Origin of the sequence: Rhizobium sp. NLR16a, assembly GCF_017948245.1 — a bacterium.
Lineage (GTDB): Bacteria > Pseudomonadota > Alphaproteobacteria > Rhizobiales > Rhizobiaceae > Rhizobium.
In genome coordinates, this window is the sequence record NZ_CP072865.1 from 1396669 (window position 1) to 1417233 (window position 20565).

The following is a 20565-nucleotide window of genomic DNA, read 5'->3' on the forward strand; positions in this document are numbered from 1 at the left end:
TCGATTGTCGCGTTCTGTTCGTCGCTTGACATAGGTATACCTCCATGGATATAGGTCTATTCATAGCTTTACGGGTATGGGTCTTCAATGTCGAACGTTCAGGACGTGCTCTTCAGGACGCTTGCGGATCCCACCCGGCGCGCGCTTTTCGAGCGGCTGTGCCGGGAAGGGGAGAAGACGGTCGGGGCGTTGACGGCGCAGGCCGGGGTCTCGCAGCCGGTCGTTTCGAAGCATCTCGGGCTGCTGAAGCAAGCCGGCCTGGTGCGCGACCGTCATGAAGGGCGGCAGACGCATTATAGCGCGCAGCTCGGAGCGCTTGCGCCGCTCGTCGACTGGACGAGCGAGATGGCCGGCTTCTGGCAAAGCCGCTTCAATGCGCTCGAAGATTTGTTGAAGAGGATGGATCAATGACAGACATATCGACCGAAACGCGTTCCGTCGTCATCGAGCGGGAAATGCCTTTTCCAGCGGAAAAGATCTGGCGGGCGCTGACCCAGCCGCACCTGATCCAAGAGTGGTTGATGAAAAGCGACTTCAGGCCGGTCGTCGACCATCACTTCAACTTCAACGCCGATTGGGGCGCCGTCGACTGCCGAGTTCTGGAAGTCGAACCACACAAGACCCTCGCTTACAGCTGGGGCGCCTATGGCCTCGAAACCGTCGTGACCTGGACGCTCACCCCAACGGGCGCGGGTACGCATCTGCGAATGGAGCAGTCGGGTTTTCGGGCGGATCAGCGGCAGGCCTATGGCGGCGCCAGGAGCGGGTGGCCGCAATTCTTCGACAAGCTGGAACAGGTGTTGACGCGGGTTGACTAATCCATTGGCGGCGGCCGGTCGGGCTCGTTCGAGGAGGCTTCATTGAACCGGAACAACTGGTGTCGGCAGGTCCACCGTTGGCTGTCGATTGCCTTTACGCTGATCGTCATCGTCAATATCATCGCCATGGTGCAGGAGAAGTCGGCGGTCTGGGTTGGGCTCTTGGCGTTGCTGCCGTTCGGCCTGTTTGTGCTGCCCTATGCCGCGAAACGGCGCGTGGGATGCATCGGCGGATAGGAGGTGATCCATGGCGGGCAAAACGTCGCAGGGTGCGGAGAAAGTCATGAAAGAGACTGCCAAACCGGCGGTCGCCGCGCCGAAGCTTCTGTCGGGCGGCAACCCGCAAATCCCCAAGGGTTACGGCGATGCGCCCGTGCAAGCCTATATCGCCGCCATGCCGGACTGGAAAAGTGAGATCGGGCGTCGCCTCGATGCGCTGATCAGCAGAACCGTGCCCGGCGTCTGCAAGGCGGTCAAGTGGAACTCGCCCTTTTACGGCATGGAAGGGCAAGGTTGGTTCCTCGGCGTCCATTGCTACGCCAGCTATGTCAAGGTGGCTTTCTTCAAGGGTGCGTCGCTGCATCCCCTACCGCCAGGCGAGTCCAAGCAGAAAGAGGTGCGCTACCTCGACATACGCGAGGACGACCCTTTCGACGAGGCGCAGATCGCCTCCTGGGTAGAGCAGGCGAGCCGTTTGCCGGGCGAACGGGTGTGAGGTTTTGATGCGCGGCGATGGGAGAACGATAAATATGAAGAAGACGACGGCCACCATGAAGAAAATCGATTCCGAGGAAGGGACCGGGCAAGCCTCTCCCTCTCAACTGATTGATGCGAGGATCGAGGAACTCAAGGATTGGCGCGGCGACGTGCTCGCGCGGGTCCGCGCGCTCATCAAGCAGGCCGAGCCCGAAGTGGTCGAGGAATGGAAATGGCGAGGCGTTCCGGTGTGGGAGCACGCCGGCATCATCTGCACCGGTGAGACCTATAAGAGCGTGGTCAAGCTTACCTTCGCCAAGGGAGCCTCGCTTGAGGATCCGAAAAGCCTTTTCAACTCCAGTCTCGACGGCAACACCCGGCGGGCCATCGACCTTCATGAAGGCGACGAGATCGACGAGGAGGCGCTGAAGGCGCTCATTCGAGCCGCCGCGGCGCTAAATGCGTCGGTGCGGGCGGCCGGTTCGCGGAAGAAATCAAGCAGCGTGTGACGCTTCATCCGGCCGCGTTAGTGAATTGGGCTTGCCTCGCGTTCGAGAAAGAGTTCGAGATTGGTGAGGCCGATTTCTGTGCCCTGAAGGCGGGCGCCGTTGTCGGCGTAGCCGTCGAGGAAAACCACTTGCTCGGTGAAGACCATTCTGGTTCCGCTGGCTTCGGTGTCGAAGGCGACGGTGACGAGCGAGGCTGAGATGCGGCTTTCCCCGAGCTTCATCTCATAGGCATAGATGATGCGAGTATCCGGGACGATATCGATGTAGTGGGCGTCATAGGCGTGCAGAAGCCCCTCGGTGTCGGCGGTATAGTTCCTCTCTGTACCGCCCGGCCTGAAATCGAGCGCGTATTTTATGGGTACCCATTCGCCGTGGCAGGCAAACCATTGCCGCTTGGACTCCGGCGTCGACCAGGCGCGGAAGACCCGGGCGACGGGTGCCGTCAGGCGGCGTTCTATGACGAAGGTGGCATGTTCGGCAGATCGTATCGTCATTCGGGGAGTGTCTCCGGCTCATCGGCGAGAAATTGATCCAGCCCGTCAAAGGCGGCGGTCCAACGGGTCTTTCGCTGTTCCACCCAGCGTTCGACAGCGGCGAGCGCATCCTGCTGCAGCCGGTAGGTCCGCACTCGGCCGGATTTTTCGGAGAGGACGAGCCCGCTCTCCTCCAGCACCTGCAGATGTTTCATCACCGTCGGCAGGGCGACGGCGAGCGGAGCGGCCAGTTCGGTGACCGAGGCCGGGCCGCGGCCGAGCCGGTCGATCATGCCGCGGCGGCTGCGGTCGGAAAGCGCGTGGAACATGCGGTCGAGATCCGCCTGGCTTTCGATCATTCCGCTTCATCCCGAAAGCGGGCGGGCAGTCTGTCGTGATAGGGATAGAACTTGAAATAGGGGCGGGCCTCTTCCAGCGCCCTGGCGAAGGACGGGCGCGCCAGCAGCCGCTCGTAATAGGCGCGAAGCTTCGGCTGATCTGATGAAAACGCAACCAGCGTCTCGGCGTAGAAGAGAGAGGGGGCTGCGGCGCAGTCGGCCATGGTGAACGCTTCGCCGGTTATCCAAGGGCTTTCGCCCAGTTGTTTTTCGATCATGGTATAGGCCGTGGCCAGCGTTGCCCGGGAAGCGGTCATCTCGATTTCGTCCGCCTTGCCTTCAGGGCGGCGGCGATTGCTGACCAGCGTCTGCATCGGCATCTGGACATAATGGTCGAAGAAGCGGTCCCAGAGACGGACCTGCAGTGCCCGGTCGATCTCCAGCGGCAGCAGGGGCACGGCGCCGGGATAATAGTGATCGAGATATTCGATGATAATCGAAGTCTCGGGGATGGTGCTGTCCCGGGCTTCGTCGCGGAGCAGCGGCATCTTGCCGATAGGCCAGAAGCGAAAGAGATCGGCGCATGAGGCCTCGTCGGACAGATCGACGATACGGTTCTCAAAGGGGGTCTCGTTTTCATAAAGCGCGATCAGCACCTTGTGGCAGAAGGAGGCGAGCGGATGCCCATAAAAGACGAGCGACATGCGGCGACCTTTCCTGTCTGGCTGAAAACTTTGCCGACTGACTAACTATCAGGTCCGCAGGCATCGCGCAACAGATAGTTCACCGATCGTGAAACTATTATCTTCAGCCGATGTATCTGGCGATCACCAGATGGCCCGGCGTCGGCTGTCCGTCTTCCATGCGCACGTTGATGTCGGATATCTCGACAAGCGCGAAACCGGTGGCCGTCAGCCGTTCTCTCACATAGGCGTCGGCATGGGCAAAGCGCTGGTGTGGTCCAACCATGTAGGGGCGGCCGGCAAGCAATTCGTCAGGCAGGGTCTCCGAGGAGAAAATGAACAGGCCGCCCGGCGTCAGATTTTCGGCGGCGCCGAAGAAGAGCGGTTCGAGCGCGCCGAGATAGGGCAGCACGTCTGTGGCGGTGATGAGGTCGAAAGCGTCCTCGTCATTGTCGTCGAGAAAATCCTCAACCTCGGCGACGAAGAGCGTCTCGTAAAGATCTTTTTCGTGGGCGATCTCGACCATCTTCTCCGATATGTCGATGCCGGTCATGTCCTCGCACAGCTCGCGCAGCGCGCCGCCTGTGAGACCGGTGCCGCAGCCGAGATCGAGCAAACGCTTGAACGGCCCGAGCTTTAATGCCTGCAGGCGCTGGCGCACCAGCATCGGCACGTGATAGCCGAGTTGCTCGACGAGCACGTCCTCGAAGACCTCGGCATGCTGATCGAACAGGGTCTCGACATAGGCGTCGGGCGCCTTGACCGGGGTTTCGCCGCGGCCCATCGCCGCGATGCGCACGGCGGCTCCGCCGTGGTCCTCGGGATCGATCGCCAAAACGTCCTCGTAGGCCGCTACGGCCGCCTCGACATCACCTGATTTCTCCAGCGCCAGTGCACGATTGTAGGCCTCGGCAAGGGCTTCTTCGTCGATCTTCTTTGCCATCGCGGTGCATGTCCTTCTGTTTCAGGCATGGCTCTACGGCGGCTTTCGAAGTTTTGCAATGGCGCGGCAACAGGCGCAGAATGGCCAAAAAGAAGACGATGGGAGGAAACGCCATGAAAGCGGAGCACGACAGGGTGCCACCGGCAAGGAAAGAAGGGGGCGAGCGCCCCTTGCTGCTGCCCACGACGCCGGGCGAGATCACCAATACGCTCAGCCATTATTACCGCGGCGAACTCGGGCGGATGACGAGCTGGCGCGACCGCATCGACCGGACGTCCAACTGGGCGATCACCGTGGTCGCGGCGCTGCTTTCGGTGTCGTTGTCGACACCAAGCTCGCATCACGGCGTGTTGTTGTTCGGCGTGATGCTGATTACGCTGCTTCTGATGATCGAGGCGCGGCGCTACCGCTTCTTTGATATCTACCGCGCCCGAATCCGGCAGGTCGAGCGCTGTTATTTCGCGCAGATCATGGCGCCGAACGCTGCGGCCGGCAGCGAATGGGCCGCGGTGATTGCCAACAGCCTGCGTCATCCGCGCTTTCTGCTCAGTTATGGAGAAGCGATGCATCGGCGGCTCAAACGCAATTACGGCTGGATGTATTTAATCCTGCTGCTTGCCTGGTGCCTGAAGATCTCGACGCCAAAACTGCAGACGGAGGGCGCGCCGGCGCTGCAGGCGCAGTCCTGGGCCTATGTCATCGACAATGCCGTGCTCGGGCCACTCCCCGGCCTTGCGGTCATTTCGATCGTCGTCACCTTTTACCTGGGCATGCTCTATTTCGCCCTGCGTCCAGACCGGGACGAAGGCGAATTCGGCCATGGCGAGGCGCATGTGTGATCAATGCAGGATGAACTCGCCCTTCAACGCCCGCCACTCTGTCGCCGAGATCAGCTTGCGGTGGACGTAGCGCACTGAATGCAGCGGCCCGTCGAGCTTCTCCTGCCAGAATTTAAGGAAGCCCCGCATCTCGGGAAAGTCGGGTGCCAGATCATAATCCTGCCAGACATAGGTCTGCAGGATCGTCGGGTGATCCGGGAGGTGGTAGAGGATCTGGGCGGTCGTCAGACCGTAACCCTGCAGTTGCTTTTCCATGTCCTTGTGCATCGTATTCAGCTTCTTCTCGTTCCCACTCGCGCTTTATTAGCGCCACGTGAAATGGAAGCACGCGAATGGTTAACGCAAGCTTAACAGATACGTTGCGAAGGAAGTATTGTTTTTTGTTTTCAACGGTTTGGCAGCATGATAATACGAGTGCTGCCACGCTTCTTTAGCAATCCCAAAACCGCGATACACTTTTGCCCTTCATGCTCAGCGCTTGAGATGCCGCGTCAGTCGACGCTCGATCCAGGCCCAGAGATGGCGTAGCGCCTCGACAATGGTGAGGTAGAAGATCGCTGCCCAGAGATAGGTCTGGTAGTCGAAGGTGCGGGAGAAGGCGTAACGGGTTTCGCCCATCAGATCGAGGACGGTGATGATGGCGACGACCGCCGAGCCTTTGATCAAAAGGATGATCTCGTTGCCGTAGGGGCGAAGCGCCACGATGAAGGCCTGCGGAAGGATGATCTTGCGGAAGGCGATGGTCTTATGGATGCCGAGGGCTGCTGCTGCTTCGCGCTGGCCATGCGGCACGCTTTCGATCGCGCCGCGCAGAATTTCCGCCTGATAGGCCGCCGTATTGATCGTCATGGCAAAGAGGCCGCAATACCAGGCTTCGCGGAAAAACCACCAGATGCCAACGGCTTCCAGCTGCGGGCGGAAGACGCCGAGGCCGTAATAGACCAGGAACAGCTGGGCAAGCAGCGGCGTGCCGCGGAAGAAATATATATAGCCATAGGCGAACCAGTTAAGAGCCCGGTTCTTCGACAGCCGGGCCATGGCGAGCGGCAGGGACAGGATGGCGCCGCAAACGACGGAGATGGCAACCAGACTGAGGGTTACCCAGAGTCCGTGCAGATAACGCGGTCCGTAGCGAGTGAATTTGTCCGGATCCCAGCCATTGATGACGGTGAAGATCAGCAGCGCGGCAAGCAGAGCCCAGACCGCAACGAAGACGTAGCCGCACAGGCGTGCCACTGTGACCGGCTTTGCCACCTCGCGGGGCGCAGGCTGCGGGGGGATCAATGTCTCAGCGTAGCTCATCGGCGGACATCCGAACGTTTGGCCCAGCGGTCGACATAGATAAGCAGGAAGGAGGAGAGAATGGCGAGCACCAGATAGAGACAGCAGGCAATGCCATAGAAGAAGAACGGCTCCTTGGTCACCCGCACTGCGACGCTCGTCTGGCGCAGGATATCGGCAAGGCTGATGATCGAGACGTAGGAGGTGTCCTTCAGGAGCACCATCCAGAGGTTCGTCAGACCGGGAAGGGCGATGCGAACGAGTTGCGGCAGGATGACGAGCCGTAGCGTGCGGCCGCGATGCAGGCCGAGCGCATCTCCTGCCTCATATTGGCCCTTGGGAATGGCGCGGAAAGCCGAAAGCAATACTTCCGAGCAATAGGCGGAGAAGACAACCGACAGAGCGATCACGCCGGCCAGGAAGGCGTTGATCTCGACCGGCGGCCCGACATAGCCGGCAAGCTCCAGAAGAGACTGGATGAGCATCTGCATGCCGTAATAGATGATGAAGAGCGTCAAAAGCTCCGGCAGGCCGCGGAAGATAGTCGTGTAAATGCCGGCCGCCAGCCGCAGCGATTTTTCTTCCGACTGCTGGCCGAGAGCCACGAGGAAGCCGATGACGAGGCCGATCGGCAGGGTGACGATCGCCACCGATACGGTGACCTGCAGGCCAAGGGCGATCTCGTCGCCCCAGCCGGTGTCGCCACAGGCTATGATCGTCGACGGACCCAACCAGGTGAAGATGCCGACGGGTCCGCATAGCGGATCGAAAATGTGCACAAGTGAGCTCCAGAAGGAGCCGAGCGCGGAAAACAATCCGCCCATGCGTGAATTCCCCTCACGGCTTTTGCCGTTTTGATCTTGCCACCTTTGTCAAACAAAAATGGCGGAAGAGCAAGCCTTCCGCCATTCGCTTGATCGGCCAGATACCGAATTTCTTATTCGCCGTAAACGTCGAAATCGAAGTACTTGTCCTGGATCTTCTTGTACTCACCGCTGGCGCGGATCGCAGCGATCGCGGTGTTGAGCTTTTCCTTCAGCGGGTCGCCCTTGCGGATGGCGATACCGGCGCCGTTGCCGTTGATTTCCTTGTCGACCGGCAGGGTCGTCAGGATCTTGCAGCAGGCACCGGCGTCGGACTTGACCCATTCGGAGAGAACGACGACGTCGTCGATGACAGCATCGACACGGCCGCTGGAAACGTCGAGCTTGTATTCGTCGGCCGTGGGGTAGAGCTTCAGCTCGGTGTCGGCGAGGTGCTTCTCGGCGTAGTTGGCATGCGTCGTGGAAGTCTGTGCGCCGATCACCTTGCCCTTGAGGCCGGCAACGTCAGTGATCTTCGAATCCTTCGGTACGGCGATGGCCGGAGGGGTGTTGTAGTACTTGTTGGAGAAGTCGACGAGCTTGAGGCGCTCGGGCGTGATCGACATGGAGGAGACGATCATGTCGAACTTCTTGGCGTTCAGCGCCGGAATGATGCCGTCCCAATCGGTGCTGACGAAGGAGCATTCGGCCTTCATCTCGGCACAGAGCGCCTTGGCGATATCGATGTCGAAGCCCTGGATGGTGCCGCTGGCATCGACAAATTCGAAGGGCGGATAGGTCGAATCGGTGCCGATCACGTATTTCTCGCCATCGGCCATGGCGGAGCCGGCAAAGAGCGACATTGCCGCGAGCGAGGCTGCCGCGAAGATACGGGTGGAGATATGCATGAGGATCCTCTCTGTTGGTAGCCATCGCGCTTTTTTCTCTTGGGCTGACGGCTGCTGTTCAACGGTGACGGGCACCGCCTTGCGGCGATAATCAGACTTTTTTTCATGGAAATGCAACAGAAATTCCCGGGCTATTCGCGGCGCAAACAGCAGGCGAGATGAACGGCGGCAGACCGCTACATTCACCTGAGGTTAATCCCCGGCTTCCTAGAACCGGAACAAATCGGCGGGTTGGCGCTTTGCCATTTCGCCGTTTCGCCTCAATGCGACGCTAGGGGCGGAACTAGGGCCTGTCGGCCTTCAGGAAGCTCAAACAGGATCGAGGAAACCCGATGGGCAAGAAATCAAGATTGTTCGCAAGCGCGGCTTTTCCGCTGCTTTCCCTCTCGCTGGCGCTGCAGCCGGTGTCGGCGATGGCCGCCGTGCGCGGCGCTGAGACGCAGGCAGCCGCCGCGCGGCAAGTCGAACAGGGGAGCTTCGAAGTGGCGCAGGATGCGCCCGAGGATGCACCTTCCGAAGAAGAGCTGCTGAAGAAGAAAAAGCACAAGGAGAAGCAGGAGGCCCCAGCCGAACAGGCGCCAGCCGCCGAGAAGCCAAAGGAAGCACCTGCGGAAAAGCCGAAGGCCGAAGCACCCAAGGAGGCTCCGGCGCCTGAACCCAAGGCCGCGCCCGAACCCAAGGCAGCACCCGAACCCAAGGCCGCGTCACCGAAAGCCGAGGCGCCGAAAGAGGCGCCGGCGGAACAGCCCGAAAGCAAGCCCGCGCGGAAAGCCAAACAGGAGGCTCAGCCCGAGGCAAAGCCGGAGGCCGCGCCGCAGCAAGAACAGCAGCCGGTAACGCAGGAAAAGCCGAAAAAACCCAAGAAGCCTGAGGCTCAGCAGGCCGAGCCCGAGGCGCAGCAGCCAGCCGCAAAGGAGGCCCAGCCGCAAACGGAGCAGGCTGCACCGGAGGCCAAGCCGGAAGGAAAGCAGCGCCCCCGCGATAAAGGCAAGAGCAAGGCCGAGACAGCCGCTCCCGAGGCGGTGACGCCGACCGAAGAACAGGCCAAGCCCGAAGCCAAGCCGGAGGCAAAACCCACAGCCGAAGCGCCGGCCGAAAAGAAGCCCGCAGCCGGCGAGACTGTGGCGCCCGCAGATAAAGCGAGCCAGGACAAGGCGACCCAAGACAAGGCGACCCAGGACAAGGCCGTTGCCCCGGAAGCCGCTCCGGCCGAAAAACCGAAGGAAGGCATGGCGGCGAAACCTGCAGGCGAACAGCCCGCCGGCGAACAGCCGGCAGCACCCGCCACCGGCGCGGCCCAGCCGCTGCCTGAAGCCAGCGGCGGTCAGCAGGCGGAGCAGGCCATTCCCGCGCCTGAAAAGGTTTCGCCGGAAGAGCTGCAGCGCCGCAAGAAGATTGCCGAAGATCCGGCCAAGAGCAACGAGACCGTTGTCCTGCCGGTTGAAAACGGTGCGGCCGTGCTCGACAGCGATAAGGATGCCGACCGCAGCAAGGGCAGGGAAGTCCGCCGCGACCGCGACAAGATGCGCGCCGAGAGCAAGGACTTCAAGGTGCCGACCTCTGATGCCGAGGCGCAGGCCGCCACCGCGGATAGGGCACCGACGGTCAAGCTCGAGGCGGTGACTAGCGAGAAAGGAACCAGACTCGACGCCCGGCCGCAATTCGTTCGCCCGGACGGGGCGCGTGTCGACGACCAGACTGACGACAATCGCGTGATCATTCAGTACAACAATCAGGTGATCGTGCGCAGCGACGACGACAGGCGGTTCCTGCGCGACGGCGAACGGCCGATCTACGAAGAGCTCCCGGGCGACCGTTACCGCGAGACGATTGCGCGACCGGAGGGTTACCGCATCGTCACGATCCGCAACCGCTACGGCGACATCATCCAGCGGTCGCGCGTCGATGCCCGCGGGCGTGAGGACGTTCTCTACTATTCGCCCGATCTCTATGAGGATCCGGACCGCGACTATTTCGAGGATGCGGGTGCCGACTTGCCGCCGATGCGGCTGCGCGTGCCACTCAACGAATACATCATCGATACTCGCAGCGATCCGGACAGGGACTATTACGAGTTCCTGAGCGAACCTCCCGTCGAGCCGGTGGAGCGTGTCTATTCGCTGAATGAGGTGAAGTATTCCGCTCGTATTCGCGACAAGGTCCGCCGAATCGATCTTGATACGATCACCTTTGCGACCGGCAGCGCGGAGATCCCGATGACTCAGGCGCGCACATTGCGTAAGGTCGCCGACGCGATCAGCCAGGTGCTGAAGAAAGATCCGAGCGAGACCTTCCTGATCGAGGGCCATACGGATGCTGTCGGTTCCGACCAGAGCAACCTGGTCCTCTCCGACCAGCGGGCGGAATCGGTCGCCAATGTGCTCTCCGACGTCTATGGCATTCCGCCGGAAAACATGGCGACGCAGGGCTACGGCGAACGTTACTTGAAGGTCAACACGTCGGGCCCCGAACAGGAAAACCGCCGCGTCACCATCCGCCGCGTCACTCCGTTGGTGCGTCCGGTCGCCGCCAACCAGTAGCTGCTTCCGCCCCTCCCCGGTCTCAGGGAGGGGCGCTGACCTCCTCTTCTCCCGCCGGGAGAAGGGGGCGCGCTCTTGTCTTACCCCTCTCTATCGGCCGGCTTTCGCAGCCGCCTTTTCAATGACGTCGGCGACTTTTTCCGGCTGGGATGCGAAGACGGCGTGGCTGGCCGTGATCTCGGTCACTTCGCTGCCAGCTCGTTTCGCCATGTCACGCTCCAGTTCGGGATTGATGGAGCGATCCTGGGTGGCGACGATCGTCCAGCTCGGCTTCGTTCGCCATGCCGGCTCTCCGATCTTGGTCGAGAAGGCCTGCTTGGCGGCGAAGACCTGCGATCTTGCCAGGAAATCGGCTTCGGCTTTCGGCAGGTCGGCCGCGAAAGCCGCGGCGAAGGCGCCGGGGTCGAGGTAAAGATATTTGCCGTCCTCAGTTTCCTTGATGTCCATACTGCCGGCCGGCTTCGAGCTGGCGAGGCTCAGCAGGCTTTCCCCCTTGTCTGGCTGGAAGGCGGCGACGTAGACGAGGCCCGCAACGCCTGGATTGTTGCCGGCTTCGGTGATGACCATGCCTCCATAGCTGTGGCCGACGAGCAGCGTCGGTCCTTCCTGGAGGTCGAGAATCCGCTTCGTTGCCGCCACATCGTCATCGAGCGATGTCAGAGGCTCCTGGACGATGGTGACGTTGAAGCCGCGCTTTTCGAGGATATCGGTCGCTTTTCGCCATCCAGAGCCATCGGCCAGCGCACCGTGGACGATCACGATGTTCTTGACCGCGGCAGCCTCGGCCGCAAAAGCGATTCCGGCGGTGGCAAAGGCCAGGCTTGCGATGAAAGTCAGATGCTTGTTCATGGGGTCACTCCTTGTGGTTGACGTTGCGGGGCGGGAATCTTGAGGTTCAGCCGAAGGTGAAGGCGTAGCCCTGGACGCCCGGATCGAGGAAGCGGATTTCGAAGGTGCGGGCTGCGACGGCGCCGGCCTGGCGAACGAGTTGGTAAAGCCGCGTTCCGGTGACCGTGCCGTTGCCGTCGGCATCGATGTCGGAGCCATGATCGGGTCCCGGCGCCTTGCCGTCGAGCCTCACCTGGAAACGGATCGGTTTGGCGTCGGCGCCGGGTCCGAGAACGAGATGCAGATCGCGGGCGCTGAAACGATAGGCGATGCCGCCGCCTGCCTCATCGAGCGTTGCCTGATCCTTACCGATGGTCCAGGTGCCGGACAGGCCCCATGCGTTAATGCCGGGCTCGGTGATCGAGTAGTTCTGCGGCATATCGGCTTGTAGCCCTTCGGGCGAGACAAAATTTTCGGCCTGCCCGTAGCCGAGGTAGGTCTCTCCGGACCGGATATTGGCGAGGTCGGGACCTGCCTCCACGCCCTTGGCAGCGGGCGCAACCGGTGCCGTTTCCGCCATCTGGCTGCCCGCTTCGCGCAGCAGATCCTGGATGGCTTTTTCGGTCCTGCCGTAATTGCCTTCGCCGAAATGGTGATAGCGGATCTGGCCTTTGGCATCGATCAGATAGGCGGCAGGCCAGTAGCTGTTTTCAAAGGCGCGCCAGATTTTGTAGTCATTGTCGATCGCAACCGGATAGCCGATCCGAAAGTCGCCGACAGCCTTCTTGACATTGTCGATCGTCTTCTCAAAGGCAAATTCCGGGGCGTGCACGCCGATGACGACCAGGCCCTGATCCGCATATTTTTCCGCCCAGGCACTGACATAGGGAATGGTGCGAATGCAGTTGATGCAGGAATAGGTCCAGAAGTCGACGAGAACCACCTTACCCCGCAGCTGCTCCTTGGTCAGAGGCTTCGAGTTCAGCCATTCGACCGCGCCGTCGAACGAAGGCGCATAAGCTTCGACGGGCAGATCACTGCGGAAAGGCTTGCTTCCATCGGCCGCGGGAATGATCTTGTCGTTGCTCGCCACCTCAGAGGGCGTGCCCCCCGCCGGCCTGGCATGCAGCCTGTCCAGAACGGCCTGTTCCAGCGAGGCAGTGCTGGCATAGGAAAGCCGCGCCAGCAGGCTGGTGTCGAGACCGAGCGCGATAACCGCCACGCCCGCCAACACGGCAGCGCCGACAGCCTGGCGGATTCGATCACCAAGGCCGAGCGAGCGCTTCATCGCGGCGAAGATTTTACCGCCGACCAGCAAGGCGACGGCAAGCGAGGTCGCAGCACCGGCGGCATAGGCGATCAAGAGGGCGGTTGTCTGCAGGTTGGCGCCCTGCAATGCCGCGCCCGTCAGCACGAGGCCGAGAATTGGTCCGGCGCAGGGCGCCCAGAGCAGGCCGGTGGCGACGCCGAGGATGAGCGCGCTCCTGACCGTCGGCGCAGTGCGTCCGCCGCCGCTGGCGTTCAGTAGATTGTTGCCGAGATCGACGATCGGGCGGGCAAGCGTGCTTGCGAAGCGGGGCGAAAGCAGGCTCACTCCGAAGAGCGCGAGCAGGACGATCGCGGCAAGCCGGCCATATTCATTGGCACGGATCGCCCAGCTGCCGCCGACCGCGGCAAGCGTCGCGACCAGCGCGAAAGTGGCGGCCATGCCCGCTAGCATCGGCAGCGTGCTCTTGAGGAAAGGCTGGCCGGAGCGGGCGAAGACGAAGGGGAGGATAGGGAGGATGCAAGGGCTGAGAATGGTCAGCACGCCTCCGAGATAGGCAATGATCAGAAGTGTCATCATCGTTTCCTTTGAAACCGTTTGATCGGGCTCTGGACGGCGATGGGCCCGAACCAGCAACGGCGGCGAGATAGCCGGGCGGAGGTATCTCCGATGTGTCTGGTTTGACGGGAAAATGTACCGAACTATTGCGCTGGAGCGCGGACGATACAAACGAATACAAACTGCCTATCCGCAGAGGCGGCGGCGAAAACTGCGACCGTCCGCCCATGCCCTGCCGAGGCGGCGCTTTTGTATCAGAATGTATCTCGGCAGGCGGAGGTTACACTCGCATTCAAAAACCGCAGCCTGTGACATATGGCCGATACAAGCCGAACGTCATCTCAGCGCCGTGATCCATTCGACAGGAGAGACCGATGTCAGAGCAAATCAATCATCATCGCCGCCGTTTCTTTGGCATGACGGCAATCGCGCTTGCAGCCGTCGAATTCGGCGTGGCCGGAGCGGCCGCAGCCCAACTGCCGCAGTCTTCCAGCGCCGCGCTGCCTGACGTAAAGGCCGGGACCAATGCGTCATTCGAAGCGCTGAAGCAGGTCAAGACCGATGTGCTCGATATCGGTTATGCCGAGGCCGGAAAGGCCGATGGTCCGGTCGTGCTGCTGCTGCACGGTTGGCCCTATGACATCCATAGCTTTGTCGACGTCGCGCCGCTGCTTGCCTCCGCCGGCTACAGAGTGATCGTGCCTTATCTGCGTGGCTACGGCACGACCCGCTTCCTCGATGACAAGACACCGCGCAACGGCCAGCCTTCGGCGCTTGCCGCCGACATGATCGCCCTGCTCGATGCGCTCAAGATCGGAAAGGCTGTCGTTGCCGGCTACGACTGGGGCGGGCGGACTGCCAATATCATGGCCGCGCTGTGGCCCGAGCGCTGCAAGGCGATGGTTTCGGTCAGCGGCTACCTGATCGGCAGCCAGGAGGCCAACAAGAAACCGCTTCCACCGAAGGCGGAACTTGCCTGGTGGTACCAGTTCTACTTCGCCACCGAACGCGGCCGCCTGGGCTATCGGAGCAACACTCACGATTTCGCAAGGCTCATCTGGCAGACGGCATCGCCGAAGTGGAATTTCGACGATGCGACTTTCGACAGATCGGCGGCCGCCTTCGACAATCCCGACCATGTGGATATCGTCATCCACAATTACCGCTGGCGCCTGGGGCTTGTCGAAGGCGAGGCGAAATATGATGCCTATGAGAAGAAGCTTGCCGCCCTGCCGCTGATCTCGGTGCCGACGATCACCATGGAAGGCGATGCAAACGGTGCGCCGCATCCCGAGCCCTCCGCCTATGCCGGAAAATTCTCCGGCAGGTACGAACACCGCACGATCGGCGGCGGCATCGGCCACAATCTGCCGCAGGAGGCGCCGCAGGCCTTCGCCCGGGCGGTCATCGACGTCGACCGCTTCTGATTGGCGGCAAAGCTTCGTTGCTCACGCGGGCGGAATATGCGTAGGTCGCGTCTGGCACTTCGACAAGAGCGAGGCGGCGGGCGCGGCCGCAATCGTTGAGGAATAGGCAATATGGATCATGTCGATCACATCCTGATCGTCGACGACGATCGTGAAATTCGCGAGCTGGTCTCGGGCTATCTGCAGAAGAACGGCCTCAGGACCAGTGTTGCCGCGGATGGGCGCCAGTTGCGCAGTTTTCTGGAAGCCAATGCCGTCGATCTGATCGTGCTCGATGTTATGATGCCCGGCGACGATGGACTGGTGCTGTGCCGGGAACTGCGCGCCGGCCGGCACAAGGCGATCCCGATTCTGATGCTGACGGCCCGCACCGACGATATGGACAGGATCCTCGGGCTGGAGTTGGGCGCCGACGACTATCTTGCCAAACCCTTTGCGGCGCGCGAGCTTCTTGCCCGCATCAAGGCGGTGCTGCGGCGTACGCGCATGCTGCCGCCCAACCTGCAGATCAGTGAGGCGGGTCAATTGCTGACCTTCGGCGACTGGCGGCTCGATACTGTCGCCCGTCATCTTCTCGACAAGGACGGGACCGCGATTGCGCTGAGCGGCGCCGAATACCGCCTGCTTCGTGTCTTCATCGACCATCCGCAACGGGTGCTTAACCGCGACCAGCTTCTGAGCCTGACGCAGGGCCGTGACGCCGAACTCTTCGACCGCTCGATCGATCTTCTCGTCAGCCGCCTGCGGCAGCGTCTCGGGGAAGATGCGCGCGAGCCGACCTATATCAAGACGGTTCGCAGCGAAGGTTATGTCTTCTCGGTTCCGGTCGAAATTTCGGAGCCGCGCCGATGAGGGCTGATATCCCCATGCTATCGGGCCTGATGTGGCCGAGAACGCTCAGATCGCGGATCTTCCTCATTCTTTTGGTGGGCCTGGCCTTCGCCTATGGGCTCTCCTTCAGCGTGCTCTACATGGAGCGCTACATGTCGGCCAAGGCGGTGATGCTCGGCACGCTGGAGAACGACGTCGCGACATCGATTGCCGTTCTCGACCGACTTCCGGCAAGTGAGCGCGGCGACCTGCTGGATTGGCTGAGCCGCGGCAACTACCGTTTCGAGCTCGGACCCGGCCTGGCCGGTGTGCCCGACAGCTCCAGCAAGGCGAGGGAGATCGCAGGAAAAATAGAGGCGGCCGCCGGGCATCGCTTTCCCATCCGCATCGAACGGATTCCGGGTGAGGTGAACCGGCTGCAGGCGCATCTGACGCTGAGCGACGGAACGCCTCTGACGATCGATGTCACGCCGAGAGGCGTCATGCCGATCGCCGCATGGCTGCCTTACGTCTTCGCAATCCAAATGGCGCTGCTCATTCTCTGCACCTGGTTTGCCGTCCGCCAGGCGATCCGGCCGCTCGGCGAACTCGCTGCTGCCGCCGATGCACTCGATCCTGATAAAGACGGTCAGGCTTTGAGTGAGGCCGGGCCTAGCGAGGTGGCGCATGCGGCAAGAGCATTCAATGCGATGCGGGAGAGGATCGCCCACTATCTCGAGGAACGGGTCCAGATACTGGCGGCGATCTCGCATGATCTGCAGACGCCGCTCACCCGGATGCGGCTGCGCGCCGACATGGCGGAGGATTCACCCGAGAAGGACAAGCTGGTGCATGATCTCGCCGAGATCCAGCGCCTCGTCCAGGACGGCATCGCCTATGCGCGCAGCGCACACGGCAACGGGGAAAAGAACACTCGCATCGATTTAGCATCGTTTATCGACAGCATAGCCTACGACTATCAGGACACAGGAAAGGCCGTGACGGTCGTCGGGCTGGTTGAAGGCGCCGCCTTCACCAGGCCGCACGCCCTTCGCCGCATCCTATCGAATTTCATCGACAATGCCTTGAAGTTTGCCGGCGCCGCCGAGCTCAGCGTCGAGCGCGGCGCTGACAATTCCGTCGTCATCAGCGTCATGGATCGCGGACCCGGCATCCCGGATGATATGCTCGAAGCCGCGATGCAGCCCTTTTTCCGGCTCGAGCAATCTCGCAACCGCGAGACCGGCGGCACAGGTCTCGGGCTGGCGATTGCCCAGCAGCTGACGGCGAAGATCGGCGGATCTCTGAAGCTCTACAATCGCTCGGGTGGCGGACTGGCGGCTGAAGTCACCATTCGGTGATGTCAAAACTATCAGAATGTTTTGTACGCGAAAATGTCGTGGACGCCGGATGCTACGTTTTGTGACATTTCGGCCGTTTCCGGAAACATGCCGGATATATCGATCCATCAAACCAACTCCGTCAACCCGGCCGCAGTAGCGGCCAGTCGCATGAAGCGACGCAACAAGGAGTGTTTCCATGACCAAGATCGACAAGGTTCTTTATACCGGCAGAACCCGCACCACCGGCGGGCGCGACGGCGCTTCGCAGAGCGATGACGGAGAGCTGGACATCAGGCTCTCGCCTCCCGGCAGCGCCCAGCCCGGCACCAATCCCGAACAGCTTTTCGCAGCCGGCTGGTCGGCCTGCTTCATCGGCGCGATCGGCATTGCCGCCGGCAAGTTGAAGGTCAAGGTGCCGGCAGAGACCGCCGTCAATGCCGAGGTCGATCTCGGCACAACCGATGGCGACTATTTCCTGCAGGCCCGCCTTAAGGTCAGCCTGCCTGGCATCGAAGCGGATGTCGCAAAGGCGCTCGTCGATGAGGCGCACCGGACCTGCCCCTATTCGAAGGCGACACGCGGCAATATCCAAGTCGAATTGAGCATTGCCTGACGGGCAGGAGCCGAAAGCACAAAGGGCGAGGCCAGTCGGGGCCTCGCCGACGGAGGATAAAATGAGATTGATGATCATCTGCGTGCTGGGGGCGGCAGTGTTTGCCGCACCCTGCATCTACGACATAAGCTCGCAGGAGCCTTCGCCGCTTGCAGGCCTGGTGAAAGCGGCATCGGCAGCTTCCGCGGCGCAAGGGCGGCCATTCATCCGAGGCCATGAGGGAGAAAGACAATGAAGCTCTATCAGAACGAAATCTCCTCGGCGACGTCGCGCGTCAGGATCGCGCTCGGCCTGAAGGGGCTGACGGCCGAGGCGTTGCCGGTCACCATTCTTGGCGAGGAAGCCGAGAGCCGGCAGGCCGGATACCGCAAGATCAATCCGCAGGGGCTGGTGCCGGCCTTGCTGACGGATAGCGGCATCCTCATCACCCAATCGCTGGCGATCATCGAGTATCTCGAGGAAATCGAGGCTGAGCCGCCGCTGTTGCCTGACACGGCGGAGGATAGGGCGCTGGCCCGCTCGATTGCACTTGCCATCGCAGCCGAGATCCATGCGCTGCTGCCGCCGCGGATCGGCCTGCATCTCAAAAGCACCTTCAACGCCGATGCCGATGCGGTCGCCGCATGGAGCCGTCACTGGGTCGGTGAGGGAATGGCGGCTGTGGAAACGATGATTGCCGGCCGCAGGCAAGGCGCCTTCGCCGTCGGCGACCGGCCAAGCATTGCCGATATCTTCCTTTTTCCGCAAGCGGTTAGCGCCCGGCGCATGGGATTCGATCTCGCCCGGTGGCCCAATATCTCGGCGATTGTCGCCAAGCTGGAGGCGATCCCGGCTTTCCAGGAGAACGCGCCGGCGCCGCGACGGTGATGCGGTCAATCAAGAAGCGGCCGTCAAAGAAGGTGGTCGTTTTTCTTTTGAGCGGTTGACCCTTGCCTGCAGATGCGCGGGATACCGGTCACCTTCCACCTTGATGGTGGCGAGCGCGCTTTCGATATCGGCGAGATCCTCGGCGATGACATCGGTCTTCAGACGCTTCAGCGCCTGATCGGTAACCGCGCGGATCTGTTCCGGCCGGCTGTTCATCCCACCCTGGCCGCCATTGGCATCGAAGTCGAAGCCGAATTTCGTGGCGATCACCACCTCGCTGCGGAAGAGAGCAAGCGCCTCTCCTAAAGCTCTTCGTGGCTATAGGGTCCCTAGGCCTCGGCAGTATCGAAGAAGGTCACGCCGCGTTCGAACGCCTTCCGGATCAGCGCGACCGCTTCCTGAATGTCTTTCCCCGGGTCATAAATACTTCAGCCCCATGCAGCAGAGACCGATCCCCGAGACTTCGAGACCGCTCCTTCCAAGTTCACGCTTCTCCATAGCCGTTTGCCTTCCAAGCCTGATACTCACTGTCGGTGACATGCTCCATCCAGTCGACGACCTTGCCATCGAGCTGTTCCTGGATGGCGATATGGGTCATTGCCGTCGTCGGCGATGCGCCATGCCAATGGCGTTCACCGGGGGAGAACCAGACGACGTCGCCAACGCCGATCTCCTCGATTGGCCCTCCTTCGCGCTGCACGCGGCCGCAGCCGGATGTGACGATCAGCGTCTGACCGAGAGGATGGGTGTGCCAGGCGGTCCGCGCGCCGGGCTCGAAAGTGACACTGGCGCCAGCCGCGCGTGCCGGGTGGGTCAGCTGAAAGAGAGGATCGAGGCGCACCGTGCCGGTGAACCAGTCCGCCGGTCCCTTGGCTGAAGGCTGCGAGCCGCTTCGCTTGATTTCCATGATCGTCCTTTCCTGTGTCTGAGCTTGTGGAACGGTTCGTCCACCCCGTGGCGCATGTCTTCGTCCTGCGATGACCGATATTTAGCGCGTGCCTTTGGTGGCGATTAGATGGTAGTCATGGCAAGGACCTATGAGAAAGTTTCATGAATGCCGCGTCCTGCCGTCAATGATCTGATCGTCTTCCTTGCCGTTGCCCGCGCACAGAGTTTCACGAAGGCGGCGGCGAGGCTGGGTGTGTCGCAGTCGGCGCTCAGCCATACTATCCGGGGGCTTGAGGAGCGGCTTGGTTTGCGATTGCTGACACGTACGACGCGCAGCGTCTCGCCGACGGAGGCCGGTGAAAGGCTGCTTCTCACCATTGGTCCGCGGCTCGACGAGATCGAGTTCGAGCTTGCCGCCCTGAGCGCATTTCGGGAGAAGCCGGCCGGCAGTATCCGCATCAACGCCGGCGAACATGCGGCGGATGCCATCCTCTGGCCCGCCCTGGAAAGGCTCCTACCTGATTATCCCGATATCAATGTCGAGATCATCGTCGATTACGGCCTGACCGACATTGTCGCGGAACGCTACGATGCGGGCGTGCGGTTGGGGGAGCAGGTGGCGAAAGACATGATTGCAGTGCGCATCGGTCCGGACATGCGCATGGCCGTGGTTGGTGCCCCCGCCTATTTCGAAGGGCGCCCAAAACCGCTGACGCCGCAGAATCTTACCGAGCACAATTGCATCAATCTCCGCCTGCCGACCTATGGCAGTGTTTATGCATGGGAATTCGAGCGGGCCGGGCACGAGTTGAAGGTTCGCGTCGAGGGACAATTGACCTTCAACAATATCGCGCTCAGGCTGAATGCGACGCTCGCCGGGCTAGGGCTGGCATATCTGCCGGAGGACGCCGTGCAGGCGCATCTAACGAATGGGCGGCTGGTGCGCGTGCTCGAAGACTGGTGTCCGCCGTTTCCCGGTTACCATCTCTATTATCCAAGCCGCCGGCACGCCTCGGCGGCTTTCGCTCTCATCGTCGATACGCTTCGCTATCGAGGATAGTTGGCGGATTCGGGTCCCCAACAAGCGGTTGTCCATGCTTGCTGTAACACTATGAGAGGCGTTTTGCCGGGGG

At 61.5% G+C, this 20565-nt stretch carries 24 protein-coding genes and 1 pseudogene; 13 read left to right on the top strand and 12 right to left on the bottom strand.

Annotated elements, in window-relative coordinates; all coding sequences use genetic code 11:
* The first annotated feature begins 87 nt into the window (after positions 1–87).
* Genes J7U39_RS06620 through J7U39_RS06640 form a run of 5 tightly spaced genes read left to right on the top strand, consistent with a single transcriptional unit; the run spans position 88 to position 2023 of the window.
* Positions 88–411 carry a metalloregulator ArsR/SmtB family transcription factor gene (locus tag J7U39_RS06620; RefSeq protein WP_011425688.1) on the top strand — a complete coding sequence of 108 codons (324 nt, stop codon included), beginning with the start codon at positions 88–90 and terminating at the stop codon, positions 409–411.
* Positions 408–818 (top strand): SRPBCC domain-containing protein, encoded by a 411-nt coding sequence (locus J7U39_RS06625; RefSeq protein ID WP_210631024.1) that lies wholly within the window; start codon positions 408–410, stop codon positions 816–818. The genes J7U39_RS06620 and J7U39_RS06625 overlap by 4 nt, the downstream gene beginning before the upstream one ends.
* 42 nt (positions 819–860) lie before the next feature.
* A complete protein-coding gene (locus tag J7U39_RS06630) occupies positions 861–1055 on the top strand; it encodes a hypothetical protein (protein WP_210631025.1) in 195 nt (64 codons plus the stop codon).
* A gap of 10 nt (positions 1056–1065) precedes the next feature.
* On the top strand, positions 1066–1533 hold the full coding sequence (locus J7U39_RS06635) for a DUF1801 domain-containing protein (RefSeq protein ID WP_210631026.1): 468 nt from the start codon (positions 1066–1068) through the stop codon (positions 1531–1533).
* Positions 1534–1567: 34 nt separating this feature from the next.
* The gene (locus J7U39_RS06640; RefSeq protein WP_210631611.1) at positions 1568–2023 is read left to right on the top strand and encodes a DUF1801 domain-containing protein; all 456 of its coding nucleotides are present in this window, start codon (positions 1568–1570) and stop codon (positions 2021–2023) included.
* Between the two features lie 17 nt (positions 2024–2040).
* Here J7U39_RS06640 and J7U39_RS06645 read toward each other — a convergent pair whose 3' ends face one another.
* The 4 genes from J7U39_RS06645 to J7U39_RS06660 all read right to left on the bottom strand — a co-directional run bounded on the left by J7U39_RS06645 (position 2041) and on the right by J7U39_RS06660 (position 4460).
* Positions 2041–2517 carry an SRPBCC family protein gene (locus J7U39_RS06645; RefSeq protein WP_210631027.1) on the bottom strand — a complete coding sequence of 159 codons (477 nt, stop codon included), beginning with the start codon at positions 2515–2517 and terminating at the stop codon, positions 2041–2043.
* Positions 2514–2855, bottom strand: a complete 342-nt coding sequence (locus J7U39_RS06650; RefSeq protein ID WP_210631028.1) for a metalloregulator ArsR/SmtB family transcription factor — start codon at positions 2853–2855, stop codon at positions 2514–2516. The genes J7U39_RS06645 and J7U39_RS06650 overlap by 4 nt, the downstream gene beginning before the upstream one ends.
* Complete coding sequence (locus tag J7U39_RS06655; RefSeq protein ID WP_210631029.1) at positions 2852–3538, bottom strand: glutathione S-transferase family protein; 687 nt, start codon at positions 3536–3538, stop codon at positions 2852–2854. Before J7U39_RS06655 ends, J7U39_RS06650 begins: the two co-directional genes overlap by 4 nt.
* Before the next feature lie 103 nt (positions 3539–3641).
* Positions 3642–4460 carry a methyltransferase gene (locus tag J7U39_RS06660; protein ID WP_210631030.1) on the bottom strand — a complete coding sequence of 273 codons (819 nt, stop codon included), beginning with the start codon at positions 4458–4460 and terminating at the stop codon, positions 3642–3644.
* 113 nt (positions 4461–4573) lie between these two features.
* Between J7U39_RS06660 and J7U39_RS06665 the strand changes: the two genes are divergently transcribed.
* Positions 4574–5299 carry a DUF2270 domain-containing protein gene (locus tag J7U39_RS06665; RefSeq protein WP_210631031.1) on the top strand — a complete coding sequence of 242 codons (726 nt, stop codon included), beginning with the start codon at positions 4574–4576 and terminating at the stop codon, positions 5297–5299.
* On the opposite strand, the gene J7U39_RS06670 is transcribed toward J7U39_RS06665, so the two are convergent.
* The 4 genes from J7U39_RS06670 to J7U39_RS06685 all read right to left on the bottom strand — a co-directional run bounded on the left by J7U39_RS06670 (position 5300) and on the right by J7U39_RS06685 (position 8291).
* Entirely contained in the window at positions 5300–5566 is a 267-nt protein-coding gene (locus J7U39_RS06670; protein WP_011425678.1) for an usg protein, read from the bottom strand.
* A 204-nt stretch (positions 5567–5770) separates the two neighbouring features.
* Positions 5771–6601 carry an ABC transporter permease gene (locus tag J7U39_RS06675; protein WP_210631032.1) on the bottom strand — a complete coding sequence of 277 codons (831 nt, stop codon included), beginning with the start codon at positions 6599–6601 and terminating at the stop codon, positions 5771–5773.
* On the bottom strand, positions 6598–7404 hold the full coding sequence (locus tag J7U39_RS06680) for an ABC transporter permease (protein WP_210631033.1): 807 nt from the start codon (positions 7402–7404) through the stop codon (positions 6598–6600). Before J7U39_RS06680 ends, J7U39_RS06675 begins: the two co-directional genes overlap by 4 nt.
* Before the next feature lie 113 nt (positions 7405–7517).
* Positions 7518–8291 carry a transporter substrate-binding domain-containing protein gene (locus tag J7U39_RS06685; RefSeq protein WP_210631034.1) on the bottom strand — a complete coding sequence of 258 codons (774 nt, stop codon included), beginning with the start codon at positions 8289–8291 and terminating at the stop codon, positions 7518–7520.
* A 332-nt stretch (positions 8292–8623) separates the two neighbouring features.
* Here J7U39_RS06685 and J7U39_RS06690 point away from each other — a divergent pair, with 332 nt between their 5' ends.
* The gene (locus J7U39_RS06690) at positions 8624–10831 is read left to right on the top strand and encodes an OmpA family protein (protein ID WP_210631035.1); all 2208 of its coding nucleotides are present in this window, start codon (positions 8624–8626) and stop codon (positions 10829–10831) included.
* Positions 10832–10921: 90 nt separating this feature from the next.
* Here the strand turns inward: J7U39_RS06690 and J7U39_RS06695 are convergent, their stop codons facing one another.
* Complete coding sequence (locus tag J7U39_RS06695) at positions 10922–11680, bottom strand: alpha/beta hydrolase (RefSeq protein WP_210631036.1); 759 nt, start codon at positions 11678–11680, stop codon at positions 10922–10924.
* Between the two features lie 46 nt (positions 11681–11726).
* Positions 11727–13502, bottom strand: coding sequence for a cytochrome c biogenesis protein DipZ (locus J7U39_RS06700; protein ID WP_210631037.1), 1776 nt, complete (start codon positions 13500–13502; stop codon positions 11727–11729).
* 356 nt (positions 13503–13858) lie between these two features.
* On the opposite strand from J7U39_RS06700, the gene J7U39_RS06705 reads away from it, so the two are divergent.
* From J7U39_RS06705 to maiA, 5 genes are all read left to right on the top strand, one after another.
* Complete coding sequence (locus tag J7U39_RS06705; RefSeq protein ID WP_210631038.1) at positions 13859–14911, top strand: alpha/beta hydrolase; 1053 nt, start codon at positions 13859–13861, stop codon at positions 14909–14911.
* A gap of 111 nt (positions 14912–15022) precedes the next feature.
* Positions 15023–15763, top strand: a complete 741-nt coding sequence (locus tag J7U39_RS06710) for a response regulator (RefSeq protein WP_210631039.1) — start codon at positions 15023–15025, stop codon at positions 15761–15763.
* Positions 15760–17082 carry an ATP-binding protein gene (locus tag J7U39_RS06715; RefSeq protein ID WP_210631040.1) on the top strand — a complete coding sequence of 441 codons (1323 nt, stop codon included), beginning with the start codon at positions 15760–15762 and terminating at the stop codon, positions 17080–17082. The genes J7U39_RS06710 and J7U39_RS06715 overlap by 4 nt, the downstream gene beginning before the upstream one ends.
* Before the next feature lie 178 nt (positions 17083–17260).
* A complete protein-coding gene (locus tag J7U39_RS06720) occupies positions 17261–17677 on the top strand; it encodes an organic hydroperoxide resistance protein (RefSeq protein WP_210631041.1) in 417 nt (138 codons plus the stop codon).
* Between the two features lie 231 nt (positions 17678–17908).
* The gene (gene maiA, locus J7U39_RS06725) at positions 17909–18544 is read left to right on the top strand and encodes a maleylacetoacetate isomerase (RefSeq protein WP_210631042.1); all 636 of its coding nucleotides are present in this window, start codon (positions 17909–17911) and stop codon (positions 18542–18544) included.
* Between the two features lie 144 nt (positions 18545–18688).
* Here the strand turns inward: maiA and J7U39_RS06730 are convergent.
* Positions 18689–19042: pseudogene (locus J7U39_RS06730) on the bottom strand (aldo/keto reductase); the annotation flags it as partial.
* Complete coding sequence (locus tag J7U39_RS06735) at positions 19029–19451, bottom strand: cupin domain-containing protein (protein WP_210631043.1); 423 nt, start codon at positions 19449–19451, stop codon at positions 19029–19031. The pseudogene J7U39_RS06730 and the gene J7U39_RS06735, both read right to left, overlap by 14 nt.
* Before the next feature lie 147 nt (positions 19452–19598).
* On the opposite strand from J7U39_RS06735, the gene J7U39_RS06740 reads away from it, so the two are divergent.
* Positions 19599–20492, top strand: a complete 894-nt coding sequence (locus J7U39_RS06740) for a LysR family transcriptional regulator (protein WP_210631044.1) — start codon at positions 19599–19601, stop codon at positions 20490–20492.
* Positions 20493–20565: the final 73 nt, after the last annotated feature.